Source organism: Paracoccus broussonetiae (assembly GCF_031854425.1).
Classification (GTDB): domain Bacteria; phylum Pseudomonadota; class Alphaproteobacteria; order Rhodobacterales; family Rhodobacteraceae; genus Paracoccus; species Paracoccus broussonetiae.
Window position 1 is genome coordinate 67,446 of sequence record NZ_JAVRQI010000015.1, and the last position, 24,068, is coordinate 91,513.

The window sequence follows — 24,068 nt, forward strand, 5'->3', positions numbered from 1 at the left end:
GCGCCGAAGCGCCCCTTTTTTCATTCCGCGGCCTGCGCCTCGGCGGCCTCAAGTTCAGCGGCGCGCTTTTCGACCAGTTCGACGATATGGTCGACCATCTGGGCATTGGTCATCTTGTGGTCCTGCTTGCCCGCCAGATAGACCATGCCCGCGCCTGCACCGCCGCCGGTAAAGCCGATATCGGTCATCAGCGCCTCGCCCGGACCATTCACGACGCATCCGATAATCGACAGGCTCATCGGGGTCTTGATGTGCTCAAGCCGCTTTTCCAGCACCTCGACAGTGCGGATCACGTCAAAGCCCTGACGCGCGCAACTGGGACAGGAGATGATCTGGACGCCGCGGGTGCGCAGGCCCAGCGACTTGAGGATCTCGAACCCGACCTTGACCTCTTCCACCGGATCGGCGGACAGGCTGACGCGGATCGTGTCGCCGATCCCCATCCACAGCAGGTTGCCCAGCCCGATGGCCGATTTCACCGTGCCCGAGGTCAGCCCCCCCGCCTCGGTGATGCCAAGGTGAATGGGCGCGTCGGTGGCATCGGCCAGTTGCTGATAGGCCGCTGCCGCCAGAAACACATCCGAAGCCTTCACGCTGATCTTGAATTCGTGGAAATCGTTGTCCTGCAGGATCTTGATGTGATCCAGGCCGGATTCCACCATCGCGTCGGGGCAAGGCTCGCCATATTTCTCCAGCAGGTGCTTTTCCAGGCTGCCCGCGTTCACGCCGATGCGGATCGAACAGCCGTGGTCCTTCGCGGCCTTGATAACCTCGCGCACGCGGGCGGCATCGCCGATATTGCCGGGGTTGATGCGCAGGCAAGCGGCGCCCGCCTCGGCCGCCTCGATCGCGCGCTTATAGTGGAAATGGATGTCCGCGACGATCGGCACCGGGCTTTCGCGGCAGATCTCGCGCAGGGCACGGGTCGACGATTCATCCGGGGTCGAAACCCGGACGATATCTGCCCCGGCATCGGCGGCGCGCAAGATCTGGTCCAGCGTCGCGCGCACGTCGCTGCTGTCGGTATTGGTCATGGTCTGGACGCTGATCGGGGCATCGCCGCCGACCGGCACGCGCCCGACCATGATCTGGCGCGACTTGCGGCGTTCGATGTTGCGCCAGGGGCGGATCGGATTCAGCGACATGTCAGGGACCTTTTGCGGCGCGAAACGTGATGCGACAGAAATAGGCCGATGGGCCGAAACCGGCAACCCGTCCCCGCATGCACGGAAACGGGATGTCGCAGCTGTGAGCGGGTGCCCCGCCCCTATTCCTGGGACGAAGCCGTCGGCGCGGCCGAAGCCAGCGCCACCATCGAGGCCAGTTCGGGATCCTTGGCCAGATCGGCAAAGGCGAACTTCGCCGTCAACGCCTCGGGCGAAAGCTCGACATTCTTGACGACCTTCGGACCGGGAGCGACAGGGCCATAGGTCTGGCCGCTGACCGCGAAATAGATCGCGCCCGAATTGCCGGTGCGCAGGATCGGCGGCGCCTCAAGCTTGGGCAGCGCAAAGCGTTCGCCCGCGTCCATCGTCTTTTCCAGCAGAACCGTGCCATCGGCCGAGGTCACGCGCACCCAGGCCGGACGTGCGGCAAGGATCTCGACGACCGAGGCATCGGGTGCGATGGTGCGAACGGCAGCGATCTGCGCGGGCATTTCCGGCCCGTAAGACTGCGCGGCCTGGACCGGGCGCGCCGGATCGGCGACGGCAGCGGCAGTGCCCTGGGCAAGCGCGATTTCGGGCTGGATGCCCGGCGCGTTCAACGCGGGATCAATCGCCGAGATCGGCCCATCGCGCGCGACAAGGACCGGCACCTCCAGCGCCTGCGGGCGATAGGTGCGATCGATACCTTCGGGATGGGGCAGGTTCACCTGCGCGGAATCCACGGTCTCGGGCGTCGAGGCAGCCTGGACCGGGTCAAGCGAGGCGATGATCCCCGGCGCCTGGTCGCCCGGCGTCAGGTTGACCTTCTGTACCTCTTGCAGGACCGACCACGCACCATAGCCCAGCCCGCAAGCCAGAAACGCCATGACGAGGACCGAGCCGATCGCCCGAGGCTCGATCGAGGACCACATGCTTTCGGGCTTGGGCAGGAAAATCGGATGGGGGTTGGCCAGCGCCTCGGCAGGGTCCGAGGGGCGGCGCTGCGGTTTCGGGCCCGAAGCGGCGGGCGCCATGCCATGCGTGGGCTGGAACCCGGATTCCTGGCAGAAGCGGCGGAAGGTCCAGTCGGAATCCATCCCCAAGTAGCGTGCATAGGAACGCACATACCCGGCGATAAAGCTCGGCGTGTCGAACGCAGAGATATCGCAATTCTCGATTGCGGCAACATAGGAGGCGCGGATTCTCAATTCACGCTGCACGTCCAGCAGCGATTTGCCCAATGTGGCGCGTTCACCCCTCATCAGGTCACCGAGGCGAGTATCCGGATCCTCCAATCCCGGCGGATGAACCGCCTGCTCATCATGCTGCATTGGGGAATTCCCCCTCAGCCCGATCATTGAAACCCTGCCCCATTCTTGTCTGTTCCGCCCTCTCCGAATCGGAAAGGTGCCACAGCTTCATTACTGCAAGGTTATCACGGACGCGAGAGCATAACAGCCCCCCCGCTCACGCGACATTCGCCGAGCGGTTGAGCTTGCACTGTGACCACAGGGCGTCCATCGCGCGAACCAGCGCATCGATATCCTTGGGCTCGTGAACGGGTGACGGGGTGAAACGCAGCCGCTCGGTTCCGCGGGGGACGGTCGGAAAATTGATCGGCTGCACATAGATTCCGAATTGCGCCAGCAGCATGTCCGAAAGCGCCTTGCAGTGGACAGGATGACCGACATGAACCGGAACGATATGGCTGCCGTGGTCCATGATCGGCATTCCCAGGCCGCGCAAGCGCATCTTCAGGATGCGCGCATGCAGCTGCTGCTTGTCCCGCAGTTCCTGCCCCTCGGGCGTCTTGAGGAAGGCGATTGACGCTGCGGCACCTGCGGCAATCGCCGGCGGGATCGAGGTCGTGAAGATGAAGCCCGGCGCATAGGACCGGATCGCGTCCACCATCTTGGCCGAGGCGGCGATATAACCGCCGAACACGCCATAGGCCTTGCCCAGCGTGCCATTGAAGATGTCGATGCGGCCCGCCAACCCGTCACGCTCGGCCACGCCGCCACCGCGGCGGCCATACATGCCGACGGCATGGACCTCATCCAGATAGGTCAGGGCGTTGAATTCCTGCGCAAGATCGCAGATGGCCTCGATCGGGCCGAAATCACCGTCCATCGAATAGATCGATTCAAAGGCGATCAGCTTTGGTGCGTCCGGATCGTCGGCAGCCAGCAGTTCGCGCAGATGCGCCACGTCATTGTGGCGGAAGATGCGTTTTGCGCCGTCGAAGCGCTTGATCCCCTCGATCATCGAGGCATGGTTCAGCGCGTCGGAATAGATGATGAGGCCGGGAAACAGCTTGCGCAGCGTCGAAAGCGTCGCGTCGTTGGCAATATAGGCGCTGGAAAAGACCAGTGCCGCTTCCTTGCCGTGCAGATCAGCGATCTCGGCTTCCAGGCGGCGGTGATAGACCGTGGTCCCCGAAATGTTGCGCGTCCCGCCCGATCCTGCTCCGGTGGCGTCCAGCGCCTCGTGCATCGCGTCAAGTACGACCGGATGCTGGCCCATGCCAAGATAGTCGTTACCGCACCAGACGACGATCTCGGACTCGCTGCCGTCGGGCCGGGTCCAGACCGCGCGAGGGAAGGCACCGTTGCGCCGCTCGATATCGATGAAGGTCCTGTAGCGGCCTTCTTCATGCAATTTACCAATGGCCTGATCGAGGGCGGCGGAGTAGTCCATCTAAGTCCCTTGCCTTGCTTACTTGATCGCTTGGAGGATCCTTAGCTCGATCCCGTGGGTCCCAACTTGATACGTGTCAAGTTAGCAGAAATATAGGGACAAAATGTCGCATTACGACAATGGGACCATCGCAAGTCCCCGAGAAATTCGATCATGAAAGGTGCAAGATGCAGGACAAATCGAAAATCGGCGAAATACTTTCAACGCTGGACAAGGACCTGCCGCAGGCACTGGACCGGTTGATGGAGTTTCTTCGCATCCCCTCGGTCTCGACCGATCCGGCGCACAAGGATGATGTTCGGCAGGCCGCGGAATGGCTGACTGCCGAACTGACGGCGATGGGATTTGACGCCTCGGTTCGCGATACGCCCGGTCATCCGATGGTGGTGGCGCATTCGCCCAAGGGAACGCGGCGGCCCCTGCTGTTCTATGGCCATTATGACGTGCAACCGGTCGATCCGCTGAACCTGTGGCAACGTCCACCCTTTGAGCCCGAGATCCAGGATCTGCCCGAAGGCAAGGTCATCCGCGGCCGCGGCGCGGCCGATGACAAGGGCCAGCTCATGACCTTTGTCGAGGCCTTCCGCGCGTGGAAGACCGTTCACGGAGAATTGCCGACCGATCTGGTCCTGCTGTTTGAGGGAGAGGAGGAATCCGGCTCGCCCAGCCTGCGTCCCTTCCTGCGCGACAATGCCGATGAGCTGCGCGCCGGCATCGCAATGATCTGCGACACCAGCATGTATTCGGACGGGCGTCCCGCGATCACCACGCAGCTTCGTGGCCTTTATGGCGAGGAAATCATCCTGCGCGCCGCGGATCGCGACCTGCATTCGGGCAGTTTCGGTGGCCTGGCCGCGAACCCGATCCAGGTGCTGGTGAACGCGCTGTCGACCGTCAAGGATGCGGATGGCCGGATCACCCTGCCCGGATTTTATGACGGGGTCGAGGAACTGTCGAACGAGCTGCGCTCGGACTGGGAAGATCTGGGGTTCGATGCCGGCGATTTCCTGTCCCGTGTGGGGCTGAAGCACCCGATCGGGGAAAAGGGCCGCACCGGGCTGGAAATGGTCTGGAACCGCCCGACATTCGAGATCAACGGCATCAGCGGCGGCTATACCGGCGAGGGTTTCAAGACTGTCCTGCCGGCCGAGGCGCGCGCCAAGGTCAGCTTCCGCCTGACCGGCACGCAGGATCCCGATGCGATCCGCGACGCGTTCCGCGCCCATGTGCGCGACGCACTGCCCGAGGATTGCAGCGTCGAGTTCCATCCCCACGGCGGCAGCCCCGGCAGCCGGATGGACATCTCGGACCCTGCCTTCGCCGCGGCCAAGACCGCACTGTCCGAGGAATGGAACCGCGAGGCAGCCTATATCGGCGCTGGCGGCTCGATCCCCATTGCCGGGGATTTCAAAGAGATCCTTGGCATGGATTCGATGCTGATCGGCTTTGGCCGCGATGACGACCGGATCCATTCTCCGAACGAGAAATACGATCTGGAAAGCTTTGCCCGTGGCGCGCGCAGCTGGGCGCGCATCCTTGCGGCTTTGGCCTGAGCCGTAAATATCAGGCGGGACGCGATCACAGCGTCCCACCCTGACGCGAACTGGGATTGAGACGGGGCCGCGCTGTGGCGGCCCCGCATGCCACGCATCAGGGTTTCACCTCCTCGAAGTCCCCGGGCTTCCAGCTGCCGTCAAAAGCCGGGGTCTCTGGGCCATAGATCCGGAAATAGGCGAACCAGCCCCGGCCCGGCGTGGTCTTGATCCAGCGGCTCTCGGCCCCTTCGGGTTGCTCGGGACCAAAGAACAGGTCGACCGAGGTCTGATCCCCCAGATCCTTCAACTCGAACATGGATCGCAGCGCGGCCTTATCCTGATCGGTCTGAACCTGGCTGCGCGTCTGCGCGTCATAAAGGGTGACCGACCAGAACAGCTTGTCGGGCACGGGCATCGGAACGGTCAGCTTGTAGGTCTTGCCGCCGTCAAGCCACGCGCCCGCCGCATCCCGCGACCCCAGCCAGTAAAGCGATCCCGCGCCCGCATCGCGCCGGAACATGGCCGGAGAGGTCACGATGGCCTGGGCAAACCAGCGGTCCCGCGCCTCCAGATCGACGCCATAGGGGGTCTCGAACTGCGCGCTGCCGGGAACAAGCCCGACCCATTCCCATTTCCGGTCCGGCCAGGCGGTGCGATCGGCCCGGTCACTGTCGAAGGCCGAAACCAGCATCTGGTCGCGTCCTTCCTTTGCGGCGCGTTCAAGGATGGCATGCATCCGGGCATCTGGCGCAAAGGGCTGGCCCTTCTCGATCCCAAGCTCGGCCAGAAGGCCATACATCGGCAGGAAATTCGGATTGAGCGGCTCGGCCTCGATCACCGCCGCCAGTTGCTCCCAGAAGCCGAAATTGTCCTCCCACCGCAGGGACGAGCTGTCCAGCGCCTTGTCACTGGTGTCGACCGCCTCCAGCAGTTTCGCGTCGTCACCAAGAGGGTGGATCTTTACGCTGCGCAGCGCGTCCAGCGCCTTTTGCAGGTCGCCACCCTGCGGCAATGCGCGAATGGCGAGAAGGTTCTTCATCGTGGTCGAACGCCCGACGTGATAGCCTTCGGGCACTTCGCCCGTATAACCGGGCGGCAGGACCAGGTGCTTGCCCCCCTTGCCAGCGTCGGGGCCGGGCAGGCCCATATCCTGCACCCAGCCTTGATGATGATCGTCCACCAGGCCAATGAACGCCCCCGGGGGCAGATCGATCACCATCGGCCCGTTCGACAGGTCCAGCGTCGCCGATCCATAGGGCGTATCCGAGTTCAGTGTCAGACCGACCTGCTTCGGCCCGGTGGCCGCGATCCCCCAGGCCTTGCCGTCCTCGATCCCGGCATTGCGGTTGCCCTGGAAGATGCCCTCCATCGACACCGTGGGATACCAGAAGCGATAGGCCACCATCGCGCGCTGGAAATCCGCATCATCTCGCGCCTTTGCGCTGGCCTCCGGCGTCGGGTAGCCGGCAGTGAACGGATAGGGCGTGGCCGTTTGGGCAAGCCCCTGCCCCGCGGACAAGGCAATGGCAGCAACTGTAATCAACCTCAGCATCAGGCTTCCTCATTTTTCGGGAACAAGTCTGGAATCGCTCAAGCCTGGCCGCCCTGGGTCTGCAAGAAAGGTGATTCTGAAATCGGTCGGGGCGGCCGCACCGACAGTCAAGCGCAGGTCCGATGCGCGGGCAAGTGTCGCGTCATGCACGGCGGGCCGGTTGGCCCGGAAGCTGATATCGGCGCGTGCCAAGGCACTGCCAGAAACAGCCACAGAACCAGTAACCTATTGAGGAAAATGGTGCACCCGACACGATTCGAACGTGTGGCCTCTGCCTTCGGAGGGCAGCGCTCTATCCAGCTGAGCTACGGGTGCAGCGCCATCGCTGCTTAGCCGCATTCGTGCGGCTCTGCAATGGGGTTCAGGCGAAAAGCTCGCGGCAGAAGGACAGGCCGTCGACCAGCGCGTCGACCTCAGCGCGGGTATTGTACATCGCAAAGCTGGCGCGGGCCGAGGCAGTGAGGCCGTAGAACTCCATCAGGGGCATGGCGCAATGCGTCCCGGCCCGGACTGCGATGCCGCGCTTGTCCAGGATGGTCGAGATGTCATGGGCATGCGCGCCCTCCATCGTCATCGAGAAGATGGCACCCTTGTCGGCGGCATCGCCCTGCACGTTCAGCCAGTTCAGGCTGCGCAGGCGTTCGCGCGCATAGTCACGCAGCTCGCGTTCATGCGCGGCGACATTCTCCATCCCAAGTTCCATCAGGTATTCCAGCGCAGCGCCCAGACCGATCTGGTTGACGATTCCGGGGGTGCCCGCCTCGAACCGCAGGGGTGGGTCGGCATAGTCGATCCCCTCCCGCGTCACGGTGCGGATCATGTCGCCGCCGCCCATGAAGGGGCGCATCTCGGCCTGGCGTTCACGCTTGATCCAGATCGCGCCCGAACCCGAGGGGCCGTAAAGCTTGTGCCCGGTGATGCAGTAGAAATCGACGCCAAGCGCGGCGACATCGACTGGCATATGGACCGAGGCCTGGCTGCCGTCGACCAGAACCGGAACGTCCGTCCCACGCGCGATCGCCGCGACATCGACGACGGTGCCCGTCACGTTCGACATCTGCGTCACTGCAACCAGCCGCGTCCGCGGCCCGATGGCGGCCAGCACCTTCTCAGGCGGCAATGAGCCGTCCGCCTCTGGCTCGACCCATTTCAGGACGACACCCTGACGTTCACGCAGGAAATGCCAGGGCACGATATTGGCGTGATGCTCCAGCACAGACAGCACGATCTCGTCCCCCGCCTGCAGGCGGGGCGCGGCCCAGCCATAGGAGACGAGGTTGATCCCCTCGGTCGAGCCGGAGGTGAAGATAACCTCATCCTCATGCGGGGCATTCAGGAAACGGGCAATGATGCTGCGGACCCGTTCATAATTTTCGGTAGCCAGGTTGGACAGGAAATGCAGCCCGCGATGGACGTTCGCATATTCCGCCTCATAGGCGCGGGTGACTGCCTCGACCACCTGGCGCGGCTTCTGCGCGCTTGCACCGCTGTCCAGATAGACAAGCGGCCGCCCGTTCACCTGCCGCGACAGGATCGGGAAATCGGCGCGGACCTTTTCGACATCGAAGCTCATGGCGAGACCTCCGGTAGAATTCCAAATGCGGCGGCAAGGATCGACAGCATCGTTGCCACCAGAAACACGCCTCCGATGAAACCAAGGGCGACCTTGGGCGTGCTGGCAAAGCCGTGCAGTTCCTTCGTCATGGCGATCGTCAGATAGATCGAGACGCCAAATGCGATCAACGAGGTCAGCGTCCCCGTCTGGGGAAACACCACCATCAGGACAAGCTGAAGCGCCTGCAACCCGACCAGGATCAGCTCGATCCAGGCGACAAGCAGCAGGGCGTCCGCAAAGACGCCCGTGCCACGAAAGGCGCGCCCGATCACAGTTACCGCAGCCGCCGAAATCACCATCGCACCCAACTGCAACCCGGCCAGCGCCATCGGGTTGGCAAGCAGCGCCGAGATCGGATCGTTGGTGGGCGCGGAGAACATCAAGCGGGCGATGCCAGCCAGCACGGTCGACAGCGACACCGCCAGGATCACGATCATCCAGCGCTCTCCCGGCGCCAGATCCAGGCCACGCAGCACCTGCACGGCCTGGGCCGGTTTTCGCAGGGTCAGCACAACAAGATCGCCCAGATCGCTGATATTCATCTCTTCCTCGTCAAGGTCCGCAATCCGGCGGCCCATATCATGACAAAGCCCAGACCTGCCAGCGCCCGTGTCAGCGTCAGGGCCGGGCCGGGTCCGATCAGTCCCGCGACCAGCCCCGCCAACAGGACGGCAGGCGATGCGGCCAGCAATGCCCAGAACAGAGCAAGCCGCGATTCCACCGCTCCGATGGGACGCGACGTTGCACGGGACAGGGCCGAAACCAGCGCCGCCAGCGCATAGGCCAGAAGCGGCATGATGAACATGACCCCCAGCAGCGCGCCACCCATGCGGGCCTGCAATGGGATCGAGGGGTCAAGCTCGGCCGCGCGCGCATGTTCGGGCGCCTGCGCAACCAGATACATCAGCATGGCCGACATCAGGATCACGATCAGCGCCCGGTCAGGCAGCCCGCGCAGGGTGTCGACCACCCTGCCCGGCGCCCACCAGCTTACGATGATCCGCGGGACGATTCCGGCGCGGGTCATCGTCGTTCTCAGGCCGCCGCGCGGCTGGTCAGCCACTCATCCAGGCGGCCCAGAATGTCGCCACGCAGGCGGTCATCCTCGATCTCTTCCAGCGCGTCGGCCAGGAAGGACAGGACAAGCAGCACGACCGCCTGTTCCTTCGGTACCCCGCGCGAGCGCAGGTAGAACATCGCGGTCTCATCCAGCGCGCCGGTGGTCGATCCATGCGAACATTTCACGTCATCGGCATAGATTTCCAGCTCGGGCTTGGCCAGAAACTGGCTGCCCTCGTCCAGAAGCAGGCCTTGGCTGATCTGGTAACCGTCCGTCTTCTGCGCGCCGGGCTTCACCAGGATCTTGCCCTGGAAGATGCCATGAGCGCCGTTCTTCAGCACTTTCTTGTACACCTGGCGGCTTTCGCAACGCTCGGCGGCATGGGTGATGAAAACGGTGTCGTCATGGTGGAAACGGCCTTCGCTGCCATCGCCCAGCACGGCCGCGGCGATATGGGCCACGGCGTCATTGCCAGCGATCTCGATCACGCCTTCGTTGCGCATCATGCTGCCGTTGACAGCAAGCGTGAAGGATTTGAACAGCGCGCCTTCGCCCACGCGGGCAAAGACATGGCCAATGCCGACCTTGGCGTCATCCGCACGCTTGCTGGCGATGTGGTGGAACCGGGCCTCGCGGCCGACCTCGACTTCCATCGCGACGTTCGAGCGCGCACCGATTCCGCCGGTCTCCAGCAGGGTCAGCTCAGCGCCTTCCTCCAGCCGGACGACGTGGTGAACGGTCACATCCGCATCCTGCGCATCGCGACGGTAAAGGATGTGCACGGGCCGCGAGACCTTGCCGGTCACACGGATCAGCGCACCATCAGTAGCCGCCAACGTGTTCAGCACGGCAAAAGGCCGCTTCACGGGCTTTTGACCGGCAGCTTCCAGCTTGCCGTAAAGATCCGCTGCCCAGTGATCGCCTGCGGCATCCGCGGCGGCAAGCGTCTGGATCTCGATCCCTTCACCCGCCAGCTCATCCGAGGCTGCCGCGTCAAAACGCCCGTCGACGAAGACCAGCTTCAACCGGTCGATTTCCCCGAAAAGCGAGGATTCGCGCGCAGTATAGGCCAAAGCCTCGGGAACCGGTGCATTGAAGGGTGCCGGGTCCGTATAACGCCAGTATTCGTCCCGCGCGCCAGGCAGGCCCATTGCCTCAAGCCGGGCCACAGCGTCGGCGCGGGCGGCAGCGCTGAAACCACCCCGGGGCAGATCCAGCGCGTCCAGGCGCGCGACCAGCGCCGCGTCGCCGGGCCGGGACTTGCCCCCGACCGCGGGCGCCGTGCTGGCAAGAACAGCCGTATCCGCCATCAGCCGACCTCCGCCAGAAGATCGCCATAGCCGTTCTTCTCGACTTCCAGCGCCAGTTCCGGTCCACCAGTCTTGATGATGCGGCCGTTCGACATGATGTGGACAACGTCCGGTTTGATATGGTCCAGCAGTCGCTGGTAGTGGGTGATGACCAGGAAACTGCGCTCGGGCGAACGCAGCGCGTTCACGCCTTCGGCCACCAGCCGCATCGCATCCACATCCAGACCCGAATCCGTTTCGTCCAGGATGCACATCCGCGGCTCAAGCATGGCCATCTGCAGGATCTCGTTGCGCTTCTTCTCGCCACCCGAGAAGCCGACATTCACCGGGCGCTTCAGCATCTCGCTGTCGATCTGCAGCGCCTTGGCCTTTTCGCGCACGATCTTCAGGAACTCGCCCGAGGAAAGCTCCTCCTCGCCGCGCGCCTTGCGCTGTGCATTCACGGCAGTGCGCAGGAAGGTCAGGTTGCCGACACCGGGGATCTCGACCGGATACTGGAACGCAAGGAACAGGCCCGCCGCGGCGCGCTCTTCCGGTTCCATGTCCAGAAGGTCGTGTTCGTCAAGGCTGGCATCGCCATCGGTGACTTCGTAACCGTCGCGGCCGGACATGACATAGGACAGGGTCGACTTGCCCGAGCCGTTCGGACCCATGATCGCGTGGACCTCGCCCGCCGGGATGGTCAAATCCACGCCCTTGAGGATCTGTTTGTCCTCGTCCTCAAGTTTGACGTGCAGGTTCTTGATGTTCAGCATTATTCTTACCTCAGTCGATGGTGTGGCGGTGTCGGGGGCCGACACCATCAGAGTGGATTTCACGGCGGACATGCCACCTTGCGAAACGGCGGCCGCGCCCGCTGGCCCGATCGGCCCGGGACGCGGCGGGGATCATCCGACCGACCCTTCCAGCGAGATCGCGACCAGCGATTGCGCCTCCATGGCGAATTCCATCGGAAGCGCCTGCAGGACCTCACGGCAGAAGCCGTTCACGACCAGCGCCACGGCCTCCTCCTCGTCCATGCCGCGGGCGCGGCAATAGAACAGCTGGTCGTCATCGACCTTGCTGGTGGTGGCTTCGTGCTCGACCCGCGACGAGGTGTTCTTCACCTCGATATAGGGCACGGTATGGGCTCCGCATTTGTCCCCGATCAGCAGGCTGTCGCATTGGGTATAGTTGCGGCTGTTCGTGGCCTTGGGGTGCATGGTCACAAGGCCGCGATAGGTGTTCTGCGCTTTACCTGCGGAAATCCCTTTGGAAACAATGCGCGAACGGGTGTTTTTGCCAAGATGGATCATCTTGGTCCCGGTATCGGCCTGCTGCATGTTGTTCGCGATGGCGATCGAGTAGAACTCGCCCTGGCTTTCATTTCCACGCAGGATGCACGAGGGGTATTTCCAGGTGATCGCCGAGCCGGTCTCGACCTGCGTCCACATGACCTTCGCCCGCGCCTCGCGGCAATCCGCGCGCTTGGTGACGAAGTTGTAGATGCCGCCCTTGCCTTCCTCGTCGCCGGGGAACCAGTTCTGGACGGTCGAGTATTTCACCTCGGCGTCTTCCAGAATGACGATCTCGACGACGGCGGCGTGCAGCTGGGCCACGTCGCGCTTGGGCGCGGTGCAGCCTTCAAGATAGCTGACATAGGAACCCTTGTCGGCGATGATCAGCGTGCGCTCGAACTGGCCGGTGTTTTCCGCGTTGATGCGGAAATAGGTCGACAGCTCCATCGGGCAGCGGGTGCCCGGCGGAATGTAGACGAAGGAGCCGTCCGAGAAGACCGCCGAGTTCAGCGTGGCGAAATAGTTGTCCGACTGCGGCACGACCGAGCCTAGGTACTTCTTCACCAGTTCCGGATGCTCGCGGATGGCTTCCGAGATCGAGCAGAAGATGACGCCGGCCTTGGCCAGTTCATCCTTGAACGTGGTGCCGACCGAAACCGAGTCGAAGACCGCGTCCACAGCAACCTTGCGGGCCTCGGCCGGGGTCTCGCCCGCGCCTTCGATCCCGGCAAGGATCATCTGTTCCTTCAGCGGAATGCCCAGCTTTTCATAGGTGGCCAGAAGCTTGGGGTCGACCTCGTCCAGCGACTTCGGCTTCACTTCCATGCTTTTGGGGCGCGCATAGTAATACTGATCCTGATAATCAATTTCAGGATAGTTCAGCATCGCCCATTTGGGTTCCGTCATGGTCTGCCAGCGGCGGAACGCCTGCAACCGCCATTCCGTCATCCATTCCGGTTCTTCGTTCTTCTTCGAGATCAGGCGGACAATATCCTCGTTCACGCCTTTCGGCGCGTATTCCATCTCGATCTCGGTGTCCCAGCCGTATTTGTAGGACCCCATGTTCTGGACGGTCTCGACGGTTTCGCGGTCCACGCCTTCGCGCACCTCGATCGCCTCGCTGATCTCAACAGCCATCTCAAACCCTTCCTGCGGTCGCCCGCGATTCATTCCGTTGCCGCCAGCGCGCATAGGCCGCCAGCCAGGCCTCTGCAAAACGCATGACGTCCCGATGATCCGTCGTCGGACCAATCGAGACGCGGATTGCATCGCCCGCCCATTCCGTCGCAATCCCCATGGCCGTCAGCACCGAACTGGGCCGCACCTTGCCCGAGGAGCAGGCCGAGCCCGCCGAAACGGCAAAGCCTGCCAGGTCCATCTGCATCACTTGCGTCTCTCCGCGCCAACCAGGCGTCAGGATCGACAATGTATTCGGCAAGCGGCGGGATTCGCGTCCCGGGAATGTAACCATTTCCGCGCCGGATTCCAGAGCGGCCATCAGCGAATCGCGGGTATCCGAGACTTTTTCTGCGATACCTTGATCCAGATCATTCTGGGCCGCCTTGGCCGCCGCCGCGAATCCCATGATGCCGATCAGGTTCTCGGTTCCCGCGCGGCGTCCCTGCTCCTGCCCGCCGCCTTTCAGGCGCGCCTCGACTTCGGTGCCGCGCTTGACCACCAGCGCGCCAATCCCGCGCGGGCCGCCCAGCTTGTGCGCGCTGACGAACCCGGCCTCGACCCCCAGCCAGTTGAACGCGAAGGGGATCTTTCCGAAAGCCTGGGTCAGGTCGGTGACGGCCAACCCTTCGGGCAGATCCTGGATCACGCCAGTCTCGGGATTGGCAAGTTGCAGCGTCGATTGCCGGGGATCGGCTACGTCGACGCGGCCATTGCGGTGCACGCCAAGCGAGGGCCGGCACCAGGCCACGACCGCCGCATGTTCGACCTCGGCGCAGGCCAGGTCGCGTCCCTGCAGGACAAGCGCCGCGGATTCCGTCGCACCCGAGGTAAAAATCACATCCGCGCCTTCCGCGCCAAGCGCCGTGGCCACGTCTTCGCGCGCGCGTTCCAGCGCCGATTTCGCCGCCCGGCCCTCGGCATGGACCGAGGAAGGGTTACCGACGATCTCGGTCGCTGCCAGCATCGCCTGGCGCGCCTCGGGTCGCATCGGCGCCGTCGCATTCCAATCCAGATAGACCCTTTGCGTCATGCTCCCACCTCGGTTTCAGACGGCAAAAATTCGGCAAGCGTATCCGCGATCCGCGAGGCCAACAGCCGCGCGACCTCGGATTTATCCATCCGCGGCCATTCCTCGGCCCCCGCGCCAGTGATCAGGGTCACGGCATTCTCGGCCCCGCCCATGATGCCGGTTTCGGGGCGGACGTCATTGGCGACAATCCAGTCGGCACCCTTTTTCAGGCGCTTGGCGGTGGCATGGGCGACGACGTCATCGGTCTCGGCCGCGAAACCCACGACAAGATCGGGGCGCCCCTCGTCCAGTCCGCCGATCCAGCGCAGGATGTCCGGATTCTCCGCGAATTCCAGCACCGGCAGGCGACCCGAACCGTCCTTCTTGATCTTGCTGTCGCGCGCGTTCACCACCTGCCAGTCGGCGACCGCAGCGGCCATGACGGCGGCATCGGCGGGCAAGGCAGCCTCGACCGCTTCGCGCATCTCGCGCGCCGTCTGAACGCGGATCACCTCGACCCCGGAGGGTGGCGGCGCCTCGGCGGGACCGGTCACAAAGCTGACCCGCGCGCCAAGATCGCGCAGTGCGGCGGCGATTGCCGTGCCCTGCGCCCCGCTGGAACGGTTCGCGATATAACGCACCGGATCGATGGGCTCATGCGTCGGCCCCGAAGTCACGATGACATGCCTGCCTGCCAGCGGCAGCTCCTGCGCCCGCGGAACCACGGCTTCCAACGGCAGACGCAGGGGCCTGTCGCGGCCCAGCATCCCCTGGATCGCCGTCAGGATCTCGGCCGGTTCGGACATGCGTCCGGGGCCGTATTCGCCGCAGGCCATGTCGCCTTCGGCCGGACCGACAAAACGGATACCATCCTCTTCCAACAGGTCGCGGTTGCGCTGGGTCGCCGGGTGCTGCCACATGCGCACATTCATCGCGGGCGCGATAAGCACCGGCTTGTCGGTCGCCAGCAGCAGGGTGGAGGCGAGGTCGTTCGCAAGCCCTGCCGCCATCCGCGCCATCAGATCGGCAGTTGCCGGGGCCACCACGACAAGGTCGGCATTCCGCGACAACTGGATATGACCCATTTCGGATTCCCGGGTCAGGTCAAACAATTCGGTATGACAGGCTTCCTCGGCCAGCGCAGAAAGCGTCAAGGGGGTCACGAACTCGGCCCCCGCCGCGGTCAGGACCGGGACCACGCTGATGCCGTCGCGCCGCATCACCCGGATCAGCTCCGGTATCTTGAAGGCGGCGATGCCTCCTCCGACGATCAGCAAGACGCGGCTGCCCAGCATGGTTGCCCTCCGGTTTCGATGCTGCCCTGCACATAGGCCTGATCGCGTCCAGCGGCAAGGAATCTGGACCGTTAACCTTGCATTAAGGCCCTTCCGCTACCGCTTGCCCGAAGGTGGGCGGCGGGGATGGGACATGGTTGCAATTGCGCATACCGTTGCGTTCGAGGGGGTCGAGGCGCGGCTGGTCGAGGTGCAATGCTCGATCTCGCCGGGATTGCCGGGTTTCGGCATCGTGGGACTGCCCGACAAATCCGTCAGCGAAGCGCGCGAAAGGGTGCGCGCGGCCTTTGCAGCGCTGTCGATCGCCCTGCCCTCGCGCCGTATCACCGTGAACATGTCCCCCGCCGATCTGCCCAAGGAAGGATCCCATTTCGATCTGCCGATCGCCCTGTCGGTTCTGGCCGCGCTGGAAATCCTGCCGGCCGAAGCCCTGGCACAGGTGCTTTCACTGGGGGAGCTGGCGCTGGATGGGCGATTGTCGCCGGTGGCGGGCGCGCTTCCCGCAGCGATGGCCGCGGCCGAACAGGGGTTCGACCTTCTGGTTCCCGCCGCTTGCGCAGCCGAAGGGGCATGGGTCGGCGCAGCCTCGGTCTTTGGCCCCCGAACCTTGCGCGACGCCATCGACCACCTTGGCGACCGCGCGCCCCTGACACCAGCTCAGCCGGGTGAGGCGCAGGGCCGCGACATTCTGGAAGACCTTGACGAGGTGAAGGGACAGGAGCGTGCGCGGCGCGCCATCGAGATCGCCGCTGCCGGTCGTCATCACCTGTTGATGGTGGGCCCGCCCGGCGCGACCAAGACGATGCTGGCCAGGCGCATCCCCGGCATCCTGCCGCCCCTGACTCCGGCGGAAGCACTTGAGACCTCCACCATTCACTCGGTTGCCGGCCTGCTGAAGAATGGCGGTATTTCGCGCGACGCACCATTCTGCCAGCCCCATCACACCGCCTCGATGGCGGCAATCGTGGGGGGTGGGCGAAATGCTGGTCCGGGCCAGGTCAGCCTTGCTCACAACGGCGTACTGTTCATGGACGAATTGCCGGAATTCGAGCGGCGCGTCATCGACGCCCTGCGCGAACCGATCGAAACCGGAGAGGTCCATGTCGCCCGCGCCAATGCACATATCCGCTATCCCGCCCGCTTCCTGCTGATCGCGGCCGCGAACCCCTGTCGCTGCGGCAACCTTGCGGATGCCGGACAGTCCTGTTCGCGCGCGCCCGGCTGCGGAGCCGACTACATGAGCCGGGTCTCGGGTCCGATGATGGACCGCTTCGACATGCGGATGGAGGTTCCGCAGATCTCCCTTGAAGACATGCAACTGCCGGGGGGCGGCGAATCCTCGGCCACGGTTCGGAACCGGGTGGCAGCAGCGCGCGAGGTTCAGGCGCAACGTTTTGCGAAACACCCTCAGGCACGGGTCAATGCCGATGCCTCGGGACGCCTGCTGGACGAAATCGCACCACTTGATGCTGAGGGGCGCGAGCTTCTGAACCGCGCGGCACAGCATTTCGGCATGACCCCACGCGGATACCACCGCATCCTGCGCGCGGCCCGCACCATCGCCGATCTTGATGCCTCATCCCAGATCCGCGCACCGCATCTTGCCGAGGCCTTGTCCTTCCGACTGACCTTCACGCGGTCCGATTGACCGACAGTGGCGGGCAGCTTTCTGGCTGGCAAAATCTGCAACTGGGTTGCTCCGGATCGCCCCCGGTTTCAAGCCAGCTTCACCGGCGAGCACCCGAATTCTGGCCAGGAAGTTCGGAACGCTGTCACGTTCACATCCTCGCCCTACCCGCGAACCCCGGCGTCCAACGTGTTGACCCGGCTCGGCGCAGCAAGGTCAGCGCACCGAAACGGAGCCACCGCGCTTTGACAATTGTGGTGCGAACCTCGCCAAGGAGCCGATGCTGCCGCTCAGAGCGTCTTTCTGTCGCGTTCTGCCAGCCGACGTTCCACCGCGTCCCAGATCAGCGCGGCGGCATTGGTGCCGTCGAAACGCTCCAGCTCCTGAATGCCGGTCGGCGAGGTGACATTGATCTCGGTCAGCCAGCCGTCGATCACATCGATCCCGGTGAACAGCAGGCCCTTTTCACGCAGGACAGGCGCAATGATCGCACAGATCTCGCGTTCCCGGTCTGTCAGGCCGATCTTTTCCGGCCTTCCCCCCACATGCATGTTCGAGCGCGCCTCACCCGCCGCCGGAACGCGGTTGATCGCCCCCACCGGCTCACCGTCGACCAATATGATCCGCTTGTCGCCCTTGACCACCGCGGGCAGATACTTCTGCGCGATGATCGGCTCCCTGTTGATTCCTGAAAATGTCTCGACCAGCGAGGACAGATTCGGATCCTTCGGGTGAAGATGGAAGATCCCTGCCCCGCCATTGCCGTAAAGCGGTTTCACGATGATATCCCCATGCCGCTCGCGGAAAGCACGGATCTGGGCAATGTCGCGGGTGATCAGCGTGGGCGGGGTAAGGTCCGGAAAATCCAGAACGAGAAGCTTTTCGGGGCAATTGCGGACCCAGAAAGGGTCGTTCACGACAAGGCTTTTCGGATGGACGCGGTCAAGCAGGTGGGTGTTGGTGATATAGCCCATGTCGAAGGGCGGGTCCTGGCGCAGCCAGATCACATCGAATTCGGCCAGGTCCACTTCGGCCCAATCCCCGAAGGTCACGTGGTTTCCCTGTTCGCGCCGCAGCGTGACGGGGCGCCCCTTGGCAAGCACCTTGCCCTCGACATAGCTCAGCTTGTCTGGGGTATACTGAAACAGGCGGTGTCCGCGCACCTCGGCTTCAAGCCCCAGTCGGAACGTGCTGTCCCCGGAAATCGAGACGTGCTCGATCGGATCCATCTGAAGGGCGACGTAAAGACTCATGCGTGCAACTCCGGCCTTGTTCGGGCGGAGTTTTGGCGCGCCCAGTGGTGCATTGCAAGCCTTACGGATCAAGCGCCCCCGAAGGCGTTCTCGATGATCTCGACCCGACCGATTTCATCGACCAAGGCCGCGTCAAAGCGCATCAACGTCAGCAACCCGGTCGCAAGTCCGCCGCAAAACTCCAGCGCGGCATGGCAAATCCGATCGATCTGGCGCCCGTTGATCCGTTCTGCGGCGCGGTCATGCTGCGACGCGGTTTTCACCTCGACAAAAACGAATTCCTCGCCCTTGCGCAGGATCAGGTCGATTTCGCCGGCCTTGCCGCGCCAGCGCGACGCGACCAGCGCGTAACCGCGTTCAAGATAGTTGCGGCAGACCGAGTCCTCGCCCATCCGGCCCGAAGCAAACGCTGTGCTGCCGCGTGCACTTCGGGGATTGCGGCCCTGCCCGGCGATCTTGGTCATCACGCCTCCTTCTGCATCGCCACGGCAAGGGCATAGGCCTCTCGTCGCGGCATTCCAAATCGTGCCGCCGCCTCGGTTGCGGCATCCTTGACCGACATCCTGCCCAGCAACTCGGACAGCACTTCGCGCAGATCAGCCTCATCGACGGGCTTTTCTTCGGGGTGTCCGAAAAGCACGACGATCTCTCCGCGCAGGCCTTCGTCCGGGATTGCTCCCGCCAGTTCGCCCGCCGAACCGCGCATCACCTCTTCGAATTTCTTCGTCAGCTCCCGGCAAATCACCGTAGGTCGGTTCGCGTCAATTTCGCAGAGGTTTTCCAACAATTGCTTAACGCGCCTCGGGCTTTCGAAGGCGATGACCGTCGCCTGTGTCTCGGCCCAGCTTTCGATCCACCTGCGCCGAGCACCGGCCGCCGACGGAGGAAAGCCGACGAACAGGAATCGATCGCTTGGCAGGCCCGAGACGCTGAGCGCGGCCAGCGCTGCCGAAGGCCCCGGCAGCGCACGCACCTTGAACCCGGCCTCGGCCACGTCGCGCGCCAGACGATAGCCGGGATCTGCGACAAGCGGTGTGCCGGCATCCGAACTGTAAGCCACCGACAACCCCTCTTCGAGCGCCTGCAGGATCGCCGGACGGGCGCGGTCGGCATTGTGATCGTGATAGGCGATCATGCGACGTCCCCGGACCGCGATGCCGTGAATGTCCAGAAGATGGCGCAGATTGCGGGTATCCTCGGCCGCGAGGATGTCAGCGGTATTCAGGACGTCCAGCGCGCGCAGCGTGATGTCGCGCGCGCTGCCGATGGGCGTCGCCACCAGGTACAGCGCAGATTCCGGCGGCTGGTTCGAGATGGTCAGCGAAAGGGTGCGCGGTGCCGCCCGTGCTGCCTGTTCGTTCTCGCTCATCGCCATTCCCTTTCCTTGGTGCCGCGGCGGGGCCGCTGAAGTTGCCAACCCCCGGATATGACAATAACCTGCCTTCGTTAAGTCCTCAGCCCGCAGCAACAGGGAATCATGCCATGACCGTCACGTCCACGCGCCGCGGCAGCTTCGGCTTGCGTCGCCCCTTGGCCCGGATCGCCGCATTCGCATCGGCACTGGTGCTCGCCGCATGTCAGCCGATCCAGACCGGCATGTCGGGCCCCTCGACCGGACAGACCATCGACCCATCTCAACCAGTACCCGTCGCCCTTCTGGTTCCTGCGGGCACCGGCAGCGCGGACATGGACTGGCTTGCCCGTTCACTGAAGAATTCGGCGACGATGGCAGCGCGCGATGCGCAGGGCGCGACGATCGATCTGCGCGTCTATGAGGCGGGCTCGGACCCGGCGGTCGCAGTGGCCAAGGCCAACCAGGCGGCCGATGAGGGGGCAAAGATCATCCTGGGCCCGCTATTCGCGGATTCCGCCAATGCCGTGGGCGTCGCGATGGCACCGCGCGGGATCAACGTGCTGTCCTTTTCAAACAATGCCGACATTGCGGGCGGGAACCTGTTCGTTCTGGGCAACACCTTTGGCAACGTCGCCGACCGGCTGGTGCGCTATTCGGTCCGCAACGGCAAGCGCCGCATCCTGGTCGTGGCCGAGGATGACGTGGCGGGCCAGGTCGGTTCGCAAGCGATCCAGAAGGCGATCCAGCGCAACCGCGCGACCCTTGCCGGGTTGGCCACGCATCCCGTCTCGCAGCAGGGCATCGACGGGGTGATCCCGAATGTCAGTCAGGCCGCGCTGTCGGGCAATGTCGATGCTGTCTTCCTGACCGCCAACCACGGCGCGGTCCTACCCTATCTGACCGACAAACTGGCCGATGCGGGCGTTACCTCGGCCACCGTGCAGATGATGGGCCTGACACGTTGGGACCAGCCCGCGTCGCGGATGGGACTGCGCGGTGTGCAGGGCGGTTGGTTCGCGCTGCCCGACACTCGGATGAAAGGCCAATTCGACCAGCGTTACCGCGCGGCCTTTGGCGAGGCTCCGCATGAGCTTGGCTCGCTTGGTTATGACGGCGTCGCCGCGATCGCCGCGCTGGTCCGCGCCGGAAAGCGCAATGCCCTGACCACGGCCGGGTTGACGCAAAACTCGGGCTTCCAGGGCATCACCGGCGCTTTCCGCCTGCGTCGTGACGGCACCAACGAACGCGCGCTTTCGGTCGCGACGATCCGCAACGGACAGGTCCAAATTCTGGATCCCGCGCCGCAAAGCTTTGGCGGCGCAGGGTTCTGACCTTGACCGGCATTCCCGTGCAACCTTTGCCTCAAAGCGCCCCGGCATTGCCCGGGGCACATTCGTTGTTCTCGCCCGAGACCTTTCTGCCGCATCTCGTCGCCGCGCTTGAAGGCGCCGAGGGCGCGCGCGAGATCCGCAGCCGGACTGTCGCCATCCTGACCCGCGCCCGGGCTGAGGCGCTGGCCGACATCGTTACGGGTTTCCAGTCCCATCCGCGTGCCGCTCGGGAAACGGTCCGCGCCATTGCAAGCCTGACGGATGCGACCGTCAGGGCCATCCACCACGTCGCCGTTACTGTGCTGCATCCCCAGACCAATCCGACCGATGCCGAGCGGTTGGCGGTGCTGGCAATTGGCGGATATGGCCGGGCCGAGATGGCGCCGCAATCCGATGTGGATCTGCTGTTCCTGACCCCCTGGAAAGTCAGCGGCTGGGCCGAAAGCGTGGTCGAATCCATGCTTTACATGCTGTGGGATCTGAAGCTGAAGGTCGGTCAGTCGACGCGAACGATCGATGACTGCCTGCGGCTTGGCGCGGGCGACATCACCATCCGCACCAGCCTGCTTGAGCATCGACTGATCTGCGGCTTTGCCGACACCGCCGAAACACTGCGCGACCGCCTGTGGGGCGAACTTTTCGACAACTCCGTCCCCGAATTCATCGAGGCGAAACTGGTCGAACGGGCCGAGCGTCACCGTCGCCAGGGCGGCCAACGCTATGTCCTTGAGCCGAACGTCAAGGAGGGCAAGGGCGGGTTGCGCGATCTGCAGACGCTTTACTGGATCGCGAAATACATCCACCGCGTCGACCGCGCGGTCGAACTGGTCGACCTGGGTTTCTTCACCAAGGAAGAGCACCTGACCTTCTGGCAGGCCGAGGATTTCCTGTGGGCCGTGCGCTGTCATCTGCATCTGATCGCGGGCCGTCCCAGTGACCAGCTGACTTTCGACATGCAGGTCGAAGTTGCCCGTGCCATGGGCTATCGCGATCAGGGCGGACGCCGCGCGGTCGAGATATTCATGCAGGAATATTTCACCCAGGCGACCCGCGTGGGTGAATTGACGCGGGTCTTCTTGGTCGCGCTTGAGGCGAGGCACCTTTACAAGGCTCCGATCCTCAACGGGTTCTTCAGCCGCCGCAAGCGCGTGCGCGCCGGCTTCAAGGTTGATCGCGGGCGCCTGAACTATGCTGACGAGGCGCAATTCCTGTCCGATCCCCTGAACATCCTGTGGCTGTTCGAAGAGGCGCTGAGGACCGGGATCCTGCTGCATCCCGACGCCATGCGTTCGGTCGCGGCGAATCTGGACCTGATCGACGACCGCGTCCGTCAGGACCCGGTGGCGGTCAGGATCTTCCTTGACCTGCTGCTGAAGCACGGCAATCCGGAGCGCTCGCTCCGGCGGATGAACGAACTTGGTGTTCTCGCCGCCTTCATCCCCGAATTCGCGCCGGTCGTCGCGATGATGCAGTTCAACGTCTATCACCACTACACGGTGGACGAGCATCTGATCCAATGCGTCGCCGCCCTGTCCGCCATCGAGCGCGGAGAGGAGATCGCGGACCTTCCCACGGTCAGCCGGATCATGAAGGGCAAGCTGAATCGTCGCGTCATCTATCTGGCGGTACTGCTGCACGATATCGGCAAGGGCCGGGCCGAAGACCACTCGATCCTTGGCGCAAGGCTGGCACGCCGGGTCTGCACCCGCTTCGGTCTTGACCCCGATGAGATCGAGACCATCGAATGGCTGATCCGCAACCATCTGCTGATGTCGGACGTCGCACAAAAGCGGGACATCTCGGATCCGCGGACACTGCGCGATTTCGCCAAGGTGGTGAAGACCGTGAAGCGGCTGGACCTGCTGACCGTCCTGACCGTCTGCGATATCCGCGGCGTCGGGCCGGGCACCTGGAACAACTGGAAGGCCGTCCTGCTGCGGCGGCTGCACAGCGAGACCGAACATGCACTGAAGAACGGCCTGGAAGAGCTGAACCGCGACCGCCGCACGGGAGAGGCCAAGCGTTCACTGCGCCACCTTCTGACCGCCAAGGGCTGGGAGCCGAAGGCGATCAAGGGAGAGCTTGGGCGCCATTATGAAAGCTACTGGCCCAGCCTGCCCACGGAAACGCAATTCGTCTTTGCCGATCTGCTGCGCGAGCTGACCGATGACGAAATCAGGATCGACCTGCATCCTGATGTAGACCGCGACGCGACCCGCGCGGCTTTCGTGCTGGCCGACCATCCGGGCATCTTCTCGCGGCTGGCGGGGGCGATCGCGTTGGTCGGGGCCAATATCGTCGATGCCCGCACCTATACGACCAAGGACGGCTTCGCGACCGCAGTGTTCTGGATGCAGGATGGCGACGGCCACCCCTATGCCGATGAACGCCTGCCGCGCCTGCGCAAGATGATCGAGCGCACCCTGCGCGGAGAGATCGTCCCCCGAGAGGCGCTTGCAGGCCGCGACAAGCCCAGGAAACGCGACAGCGCCTTCCGCTTTCCGACCCATGTCACGTTCGACAACGAGGCATCGGACGTCTATACCGTGATCGAGGTCGATACGCGTGACCGGCCGGGCCTGCTTTACGACCTGACCCGGACCCTGGCCGAAAACCATATCCAGATTTCCAGCGCGGTGATTGCGACCTTCGGGGCGCAGGTCGTCGACACCTTCTATGTCAAGGACATGTTCGGGCTGAAACTGCACCAACAGCACCGACGCGAGGCGCTGAGCAAGAAACTGCAACAAGCGATCAAGGACGGCGCCGAGCGGGCCGAAAAGGCCGAGCGAAGGCTTGGCGGCCCGTTCTGAGATCACGGAAAGACTT

At 64.0% G+C, this 24,068-nt stretch carries 19 protein-coding genes and 1 tRNA gene; 4 read left to right on the top strand and 16 right to left on the bottom strand.

Going from position 1 to position 24,068, the window contains the following annotated elements:
* Nucleotides 1-20: 20 nt before the first annotated feature.
* The 3 genes from ispG to hemA form a co-directional block, all read right to left on the bottom strand.
* A complete protein-coding gene (ispG, locus tag RM190_RS18350) occupies nt 21-1,145 on the bottom strand; it encodes a flavodoxin-dependent (E)-4-hydroxy-3-methylbut-2-enyl-diphosphate synthase (protein ID WP_311760913.1) in 1,125 nt (374 codons plus the stop codon).
* Between the two features lie 122 nt (nt 1,146-1,267).
* Nucleotides 1,268-2,503 carry a helix-turn-helix domain-containing protein gene (locus tag RM190_RS18355; RefSeq protein WP_311760914.1) on the bottom strand — a complete coding sequence of 412 codons (1,236 nt, stop codon included), beginning with the start codon at nt 2,501-2,503 and terminating at the stop codon, nt 1,268-1,270.
* Between the two features lie 109 nt (nt 2,504-2,612).
* Nucleotides 2,613-3,842 carry a 5-aminolevulinate synthase gene (gene hemA / locus RM190_RS18360; protein ID WP_311760915.1) on the bottom strand — a complete coding sequence of 410 codons (1,230 nt, stop codon included), beginning with the start codon at nt 3,840-3,842 and terminating at the stop codon, nt 2,613-2,615.
* Nucleotides 3,843-4,009: 167 nt separating this feature from the next.
* On the opposite strand from hemA, the gene RM190_RS18365 reads away from it, so the two are divergent.
* Nucleotides 4,010-5,395, top strand: a complete 1,386-nt coding sequence (locus RM190_RS18365) for a dipeptidase (RefSeq protein ID WP_311760916.1) — start codon at nt 4,010-4,012, stop codon at nt 5,393-5,395.
* A 97-nt stretch (nt 5,396-5,492) separates the two neighbouring features.
* Here the strand turns inward: RM190_RS18365 and RM190_RS18370 are convergent, their stop codons facing one another.
* The 10 genes from RM190_RS18370 to coaBC all read right to left on the bottom strand — a co-directional run bounded on the left by RM190_RS18370 (nt 5,493) and on the right by coaBC (nt 15,674).
* Complete coding sequence (locus tag RM190_RS18370; protein ID WP_311760917.1) at nt 5,493-6,929, bottom strand: DUF1254 domain-containing protein; 1,437 nt, start codon at nt 6,927-6,929, stop codon at nt 5,493-5,495.
* A gap of 238 nt (nt 6,930-7,167) precedes the next feature.
* Nucleotides 7,168-7,244: transfer RNA gene (locus RM190_RS18375), tRNA-Arg, on the bottom strand.
* Nucleotides 7,245-7,290: 46 nt separating this feature from the next.
* A complete protein-coding gene (locus RM190_RS18380; RefSeq protein ID WP_311760918.1) occupies nt 7,291-8,502 on the bottom strand; it encodes a cysteine desulfurase in 1,212 nt (403 codons plus the stop codon).
* A complete protein-coding gene (locus RM190_RS18385; protein WP_311760919.1) occupies nt 8,499-9,086 on the bottom strand; it encodes a YIP1 family protein in 588 nt (195 codons plus the stop codon). The genes RM190_RS18380 and RM190_RS18385 overlap by 4 nt, the downstream gene beginning before the upstream one ends.
* Complete coding sequence (locus RM190_RS18390) at nt 9,083-9,571, bottom strand: hypothetical protein (protein ID WP_311760920.1); 489 nt, start codon at nt 9,569-9,571, stop codon at nt 9,083-9,085. The genes RM190_RS18385 and RM190_RS18390 overlap by 4 nt, the downstream gene beginning before the upstream one ends.
* 8 nt (nt 9,572-9,579) lie before the next feature.
* Nucleotides 9,580-10,914 carry a SufB/SufD family protein gene (locus tag RM190_RS18395; protein WP_311760921.1) on the bottom strand — a complete coding sequence of 445 codons (1,335 nt, stop codon included), beginning with the start codon at nt 10,912-10,914 and terminating at the stop codon, nt 9,580-9,582.
* Complete coding sequence (gene sufC / locus RM190_RS18400) at nt 10,914-11,669, bottom strand: Fe-S cluster assembly ATPase SufC (RefSeq protein WP_311760922.1); 756 nt, start codon at nt 11,667-11,669, stop codon at nt 10,914-10,916. Before sufC ends, RM190_RS18395 begins: the two co-directional genes overlap by 1 nt.
* A 132-nt stretch (nt 11,670-11,801) precedes the next feature.
* Complete coding sequence (sufB, locus tag RM190_RS18405) at nt 11,802-13,328, bottom strand: Fe-S cluster assembly protein SufB (RefSeq protein WP_311760923.1); 1,527 nt, start codon at nt 13,326-13,328, stop codon at nt 11,802-11,804.
* Nucleotide 13,329: 1 nt separating this feature from the next.
* A complete protein-coding gene (locus RM190_RS18410) occupies nt 13,330-14,400 on the bottom strand; it encodes a cysteine desulfurase family protein (protein ID WP_311760924.1) in 1,071 nt (356 codons plus the stop codon).
* A complete protein-coding gene (gene coaBC, locus RM190_RS18415) occupies nt 14,397-15,674 on the bottom strand; it encodes a bifunctional phosphopantothenoylcysteine decarboxylase/phosphopantothenate--cysteine ligase CoaBC (RefSeq protein ID WP_311760925.1) in 1,278 nt (425 codons plus the stop codon). The genes RM190_RS18410 and coaBC overlap by 4 nt, the downstream gene beginning before the upstream one ends.
* Before the next feature lie 133 nt (nt 15,675-15,807).
* Here coaBC and RM190_RS18420 point away from each other — a divergent pair, with 133 nt between their 5' ends.
* A complete protein-coding gene (locus RM190_RS18420; protein WP_311760926.1) occupies nt 15,808-17,322 on the top strand; it encodes a YifB family Mg chelatase-like AAA ATPase in 1,515 nt (504 codons plus the stop codon).
* A 269-nt stretch (nt 17,323-17,591) separates the two neighbouring features.
* Here RM190_RS18420 and gshB read toward each other — a convergent pair whose 3' ends face one another.
* From gshB to rsmI, 3 genes are all read right to left on the bottom strand, one after another.
* Nucleotides 17,592-18,554 carry a glutathione synthase gene (gene gshB, locus RM190_RS18425; RefSeq protein WP_311760927.1) on the bottom strand — a complete coding sequence of 321 codons (963 nt, stop codon included), beginning with the start codon at nt 18,552-18,554 and terminating at the stop codon, nt 17,592-17,594.
* Nucleotides 18,555-18,622: 68 nt separating this feature from the next.
* On the bottom strand, nt 18,623-19,018 hold the full coding sequence (locus RM190_RS18430; protein WP_311760928.1) for a YraN family protein: 396 nt from the start codon (nt 19,016-19,018) through the stop codon (nt 18,623-18,625).
* The gene (rsmI, locus tag RM190_RS18435; RefSeq protein ID WP_311760929.1) at nt 19,018-19,923 is read right to left on the bottom strand and encodes a 16S rRNA (cytidine(1402)-2'-O)-methyltransferase; all 906 of its coding nucleotides are present in this window, start codon (nt 19,921-19,923) and stop codon (nt 19,018-19,020) included. The genes RM190_RS18430 and rsmI overlap by 1 nt, the downstream gene beginning before the upstream one ends.
* A gap of 113 nt (nt 19,924-20,036) precedes the next feature.
* Here rsmI and RM190_RS18440 point away from each other — a divergent pair, with 113 nt between their 5' ends.
* Entirely contained in the window at nt 20,037-21,239 is a 1,203-nt protein-coding gene (locus RM190_RS18440; RefSeq protein WP_311760930.1) for a penicillin-binding protein activator, read from the top strand.
* 17 nt (nt 21,240-21,256) lie between these two features.
* Nucleotides 21,257-24,052: a [protein-PII] uridylyltransferase gene (locus tag RM190_RS18445; protein WP_390908672.1), complete on the top strand. Its 2,796-nt coding sequence runs from the start codon at nt 21,257-21,259 to the stop codon at nt 24,050-24,052.
* Nucleotides 24,053-24,068: the final 16 nt, after the last annotated feature.

What these genes read in the sequence shown, in the direction of transcription:
- RM190_RS18365 (WP_311760916.1), top strand. Translation starts at nt 4,010, where the DNA reads ATGCAGGACAAATCGAAAATCGGCGAAATACTTTCAACGCTGGACAAG.
- RM190_RS18380 (WP_311760918.1), bottom strand. Translation starts at nt 8,502, where the DNA reads ATGAGCTTCGATGTCGAAAAGGTCCGCGCCGATTTCCCGATCCTGTCG.
- hemA (WP_311760915.1), bottom strand. Translation starts at nt 3,842, where the DNA reads ATGGACTACTCCGCCGCCCTCGATCAGGCCATTGGTAAATTGCATGAA.
- rsmI (WP_311760929.1), bottom strand. Translation starts at nt 19,923, where the DNA reads ATGAGCGAGAACGAACAGGCAGCACGGGCGGCACCGCGCACCCTTTCG.
- RM190_RS18410 (WP_311760924.1), bottom strand. Translation starts at nt 14,400, where the DNA reads ATGACGCAAAGGGTCTATCTGGATTGGAATGCGACGGCGCCGATGCGA.
- RM190_RS18430 (WP_311760928.1), bottom strand. Translation starts at nt 19,018, where the DNA reads ATGACCAAGATCGCCGGGCAGGGCCGCAATCCCCGAAGTGCACGCGGC.
- ispG (WP_311760913.1), bottom strand. Translation starts at nt 1,145, where the DNA reads ATGTCGCTGAATCCGATCCGCCCCTGGCGCAACATCGAACGCCGCAAG.
- sufB (WP_311760923.1), bottom strand. Translation starts at nt 13,328, where the DNA reads ATGGCTGTTGAGATCAGCGAGGCGATCGAGGTGCGCGAAGGCGTGGAC.
- RM190_RS18440 (WP_311760930.1), top strand. Translation starts at nt 20,037, where the DNA reads ATGACCGTCACGTCCACGCGCCGCGGCAGCTTCGGCTTGCGTCGCCCC.
- gshB (WP_311760927.1), bottom strand. Translation starts at nt 18,554, where the DNA reads ATGAGTCTTTACGTCGCCCTTCAGATGGATCCGATCGAGCACGTCTCG.
- RM190_RS18420 (WP_311760926.1), top strand. Translation starts at nt 15,808, where the DNA reads ATGGTTGCAATTGCGCATACCGTTGCGTTCGAGGGGGTCGAGGCGCGG.
- RM190_RS18370 (WP_311760917.1), bottom strand. Translation starts at nt 6,929, where the DNA reads ATGCTGAGGTTGATTACAGTTGCTGCCATTGCCTTGTCCGCGGGGCAG.
- RM190_RS18390 (WP_311760920.1), bottom strand. Translation starts at nt 9,571, where the DNA reads ATGACCCGCGCCGGAATCGTCCCGCGGATCATCGTAAGCTGGTGGGCG.
- RM190_RS18355 (WP_311760914.1), bottom strand. Translation starts at nt 2,503, where the DNA reads ATGATCGGGCTGAGGGGGAATTCCCCAATGCAGCATGATGAGCAGGCG.
- sufC (WP_311760922.1), bottom strand. Translation starts at nt 11,669, where the DNA reads ATGCTGAACATCAAGAACCTGCACGTCAAACTTGAGGACGAGGACAAA.
- RM190_RS18395 (WP_311760921.1), bottom strand. Translation starts at nt 10,914, where the DNA reads ATGGCGGATACGGCTGTTCTTGCCAGCACGGCGCCCGCGGTCGGGGGC.
- coaBC (WP_311760925.1), bottom strand. Translation starts at nt 15,674, where the DNA reads ATGCTGGGCAGCCGCGTCTTGCTGATCGTCGGAGGAGGCATCGCCGCC.
- RM190_RS18385 (WP_311760919.1), bottom strand. Translation starts at nt 9,086, where the DNA reads ATGAATATCAGCGATCTGGGCGATCTTGTTGTGCTGACCCTGCGAAAA.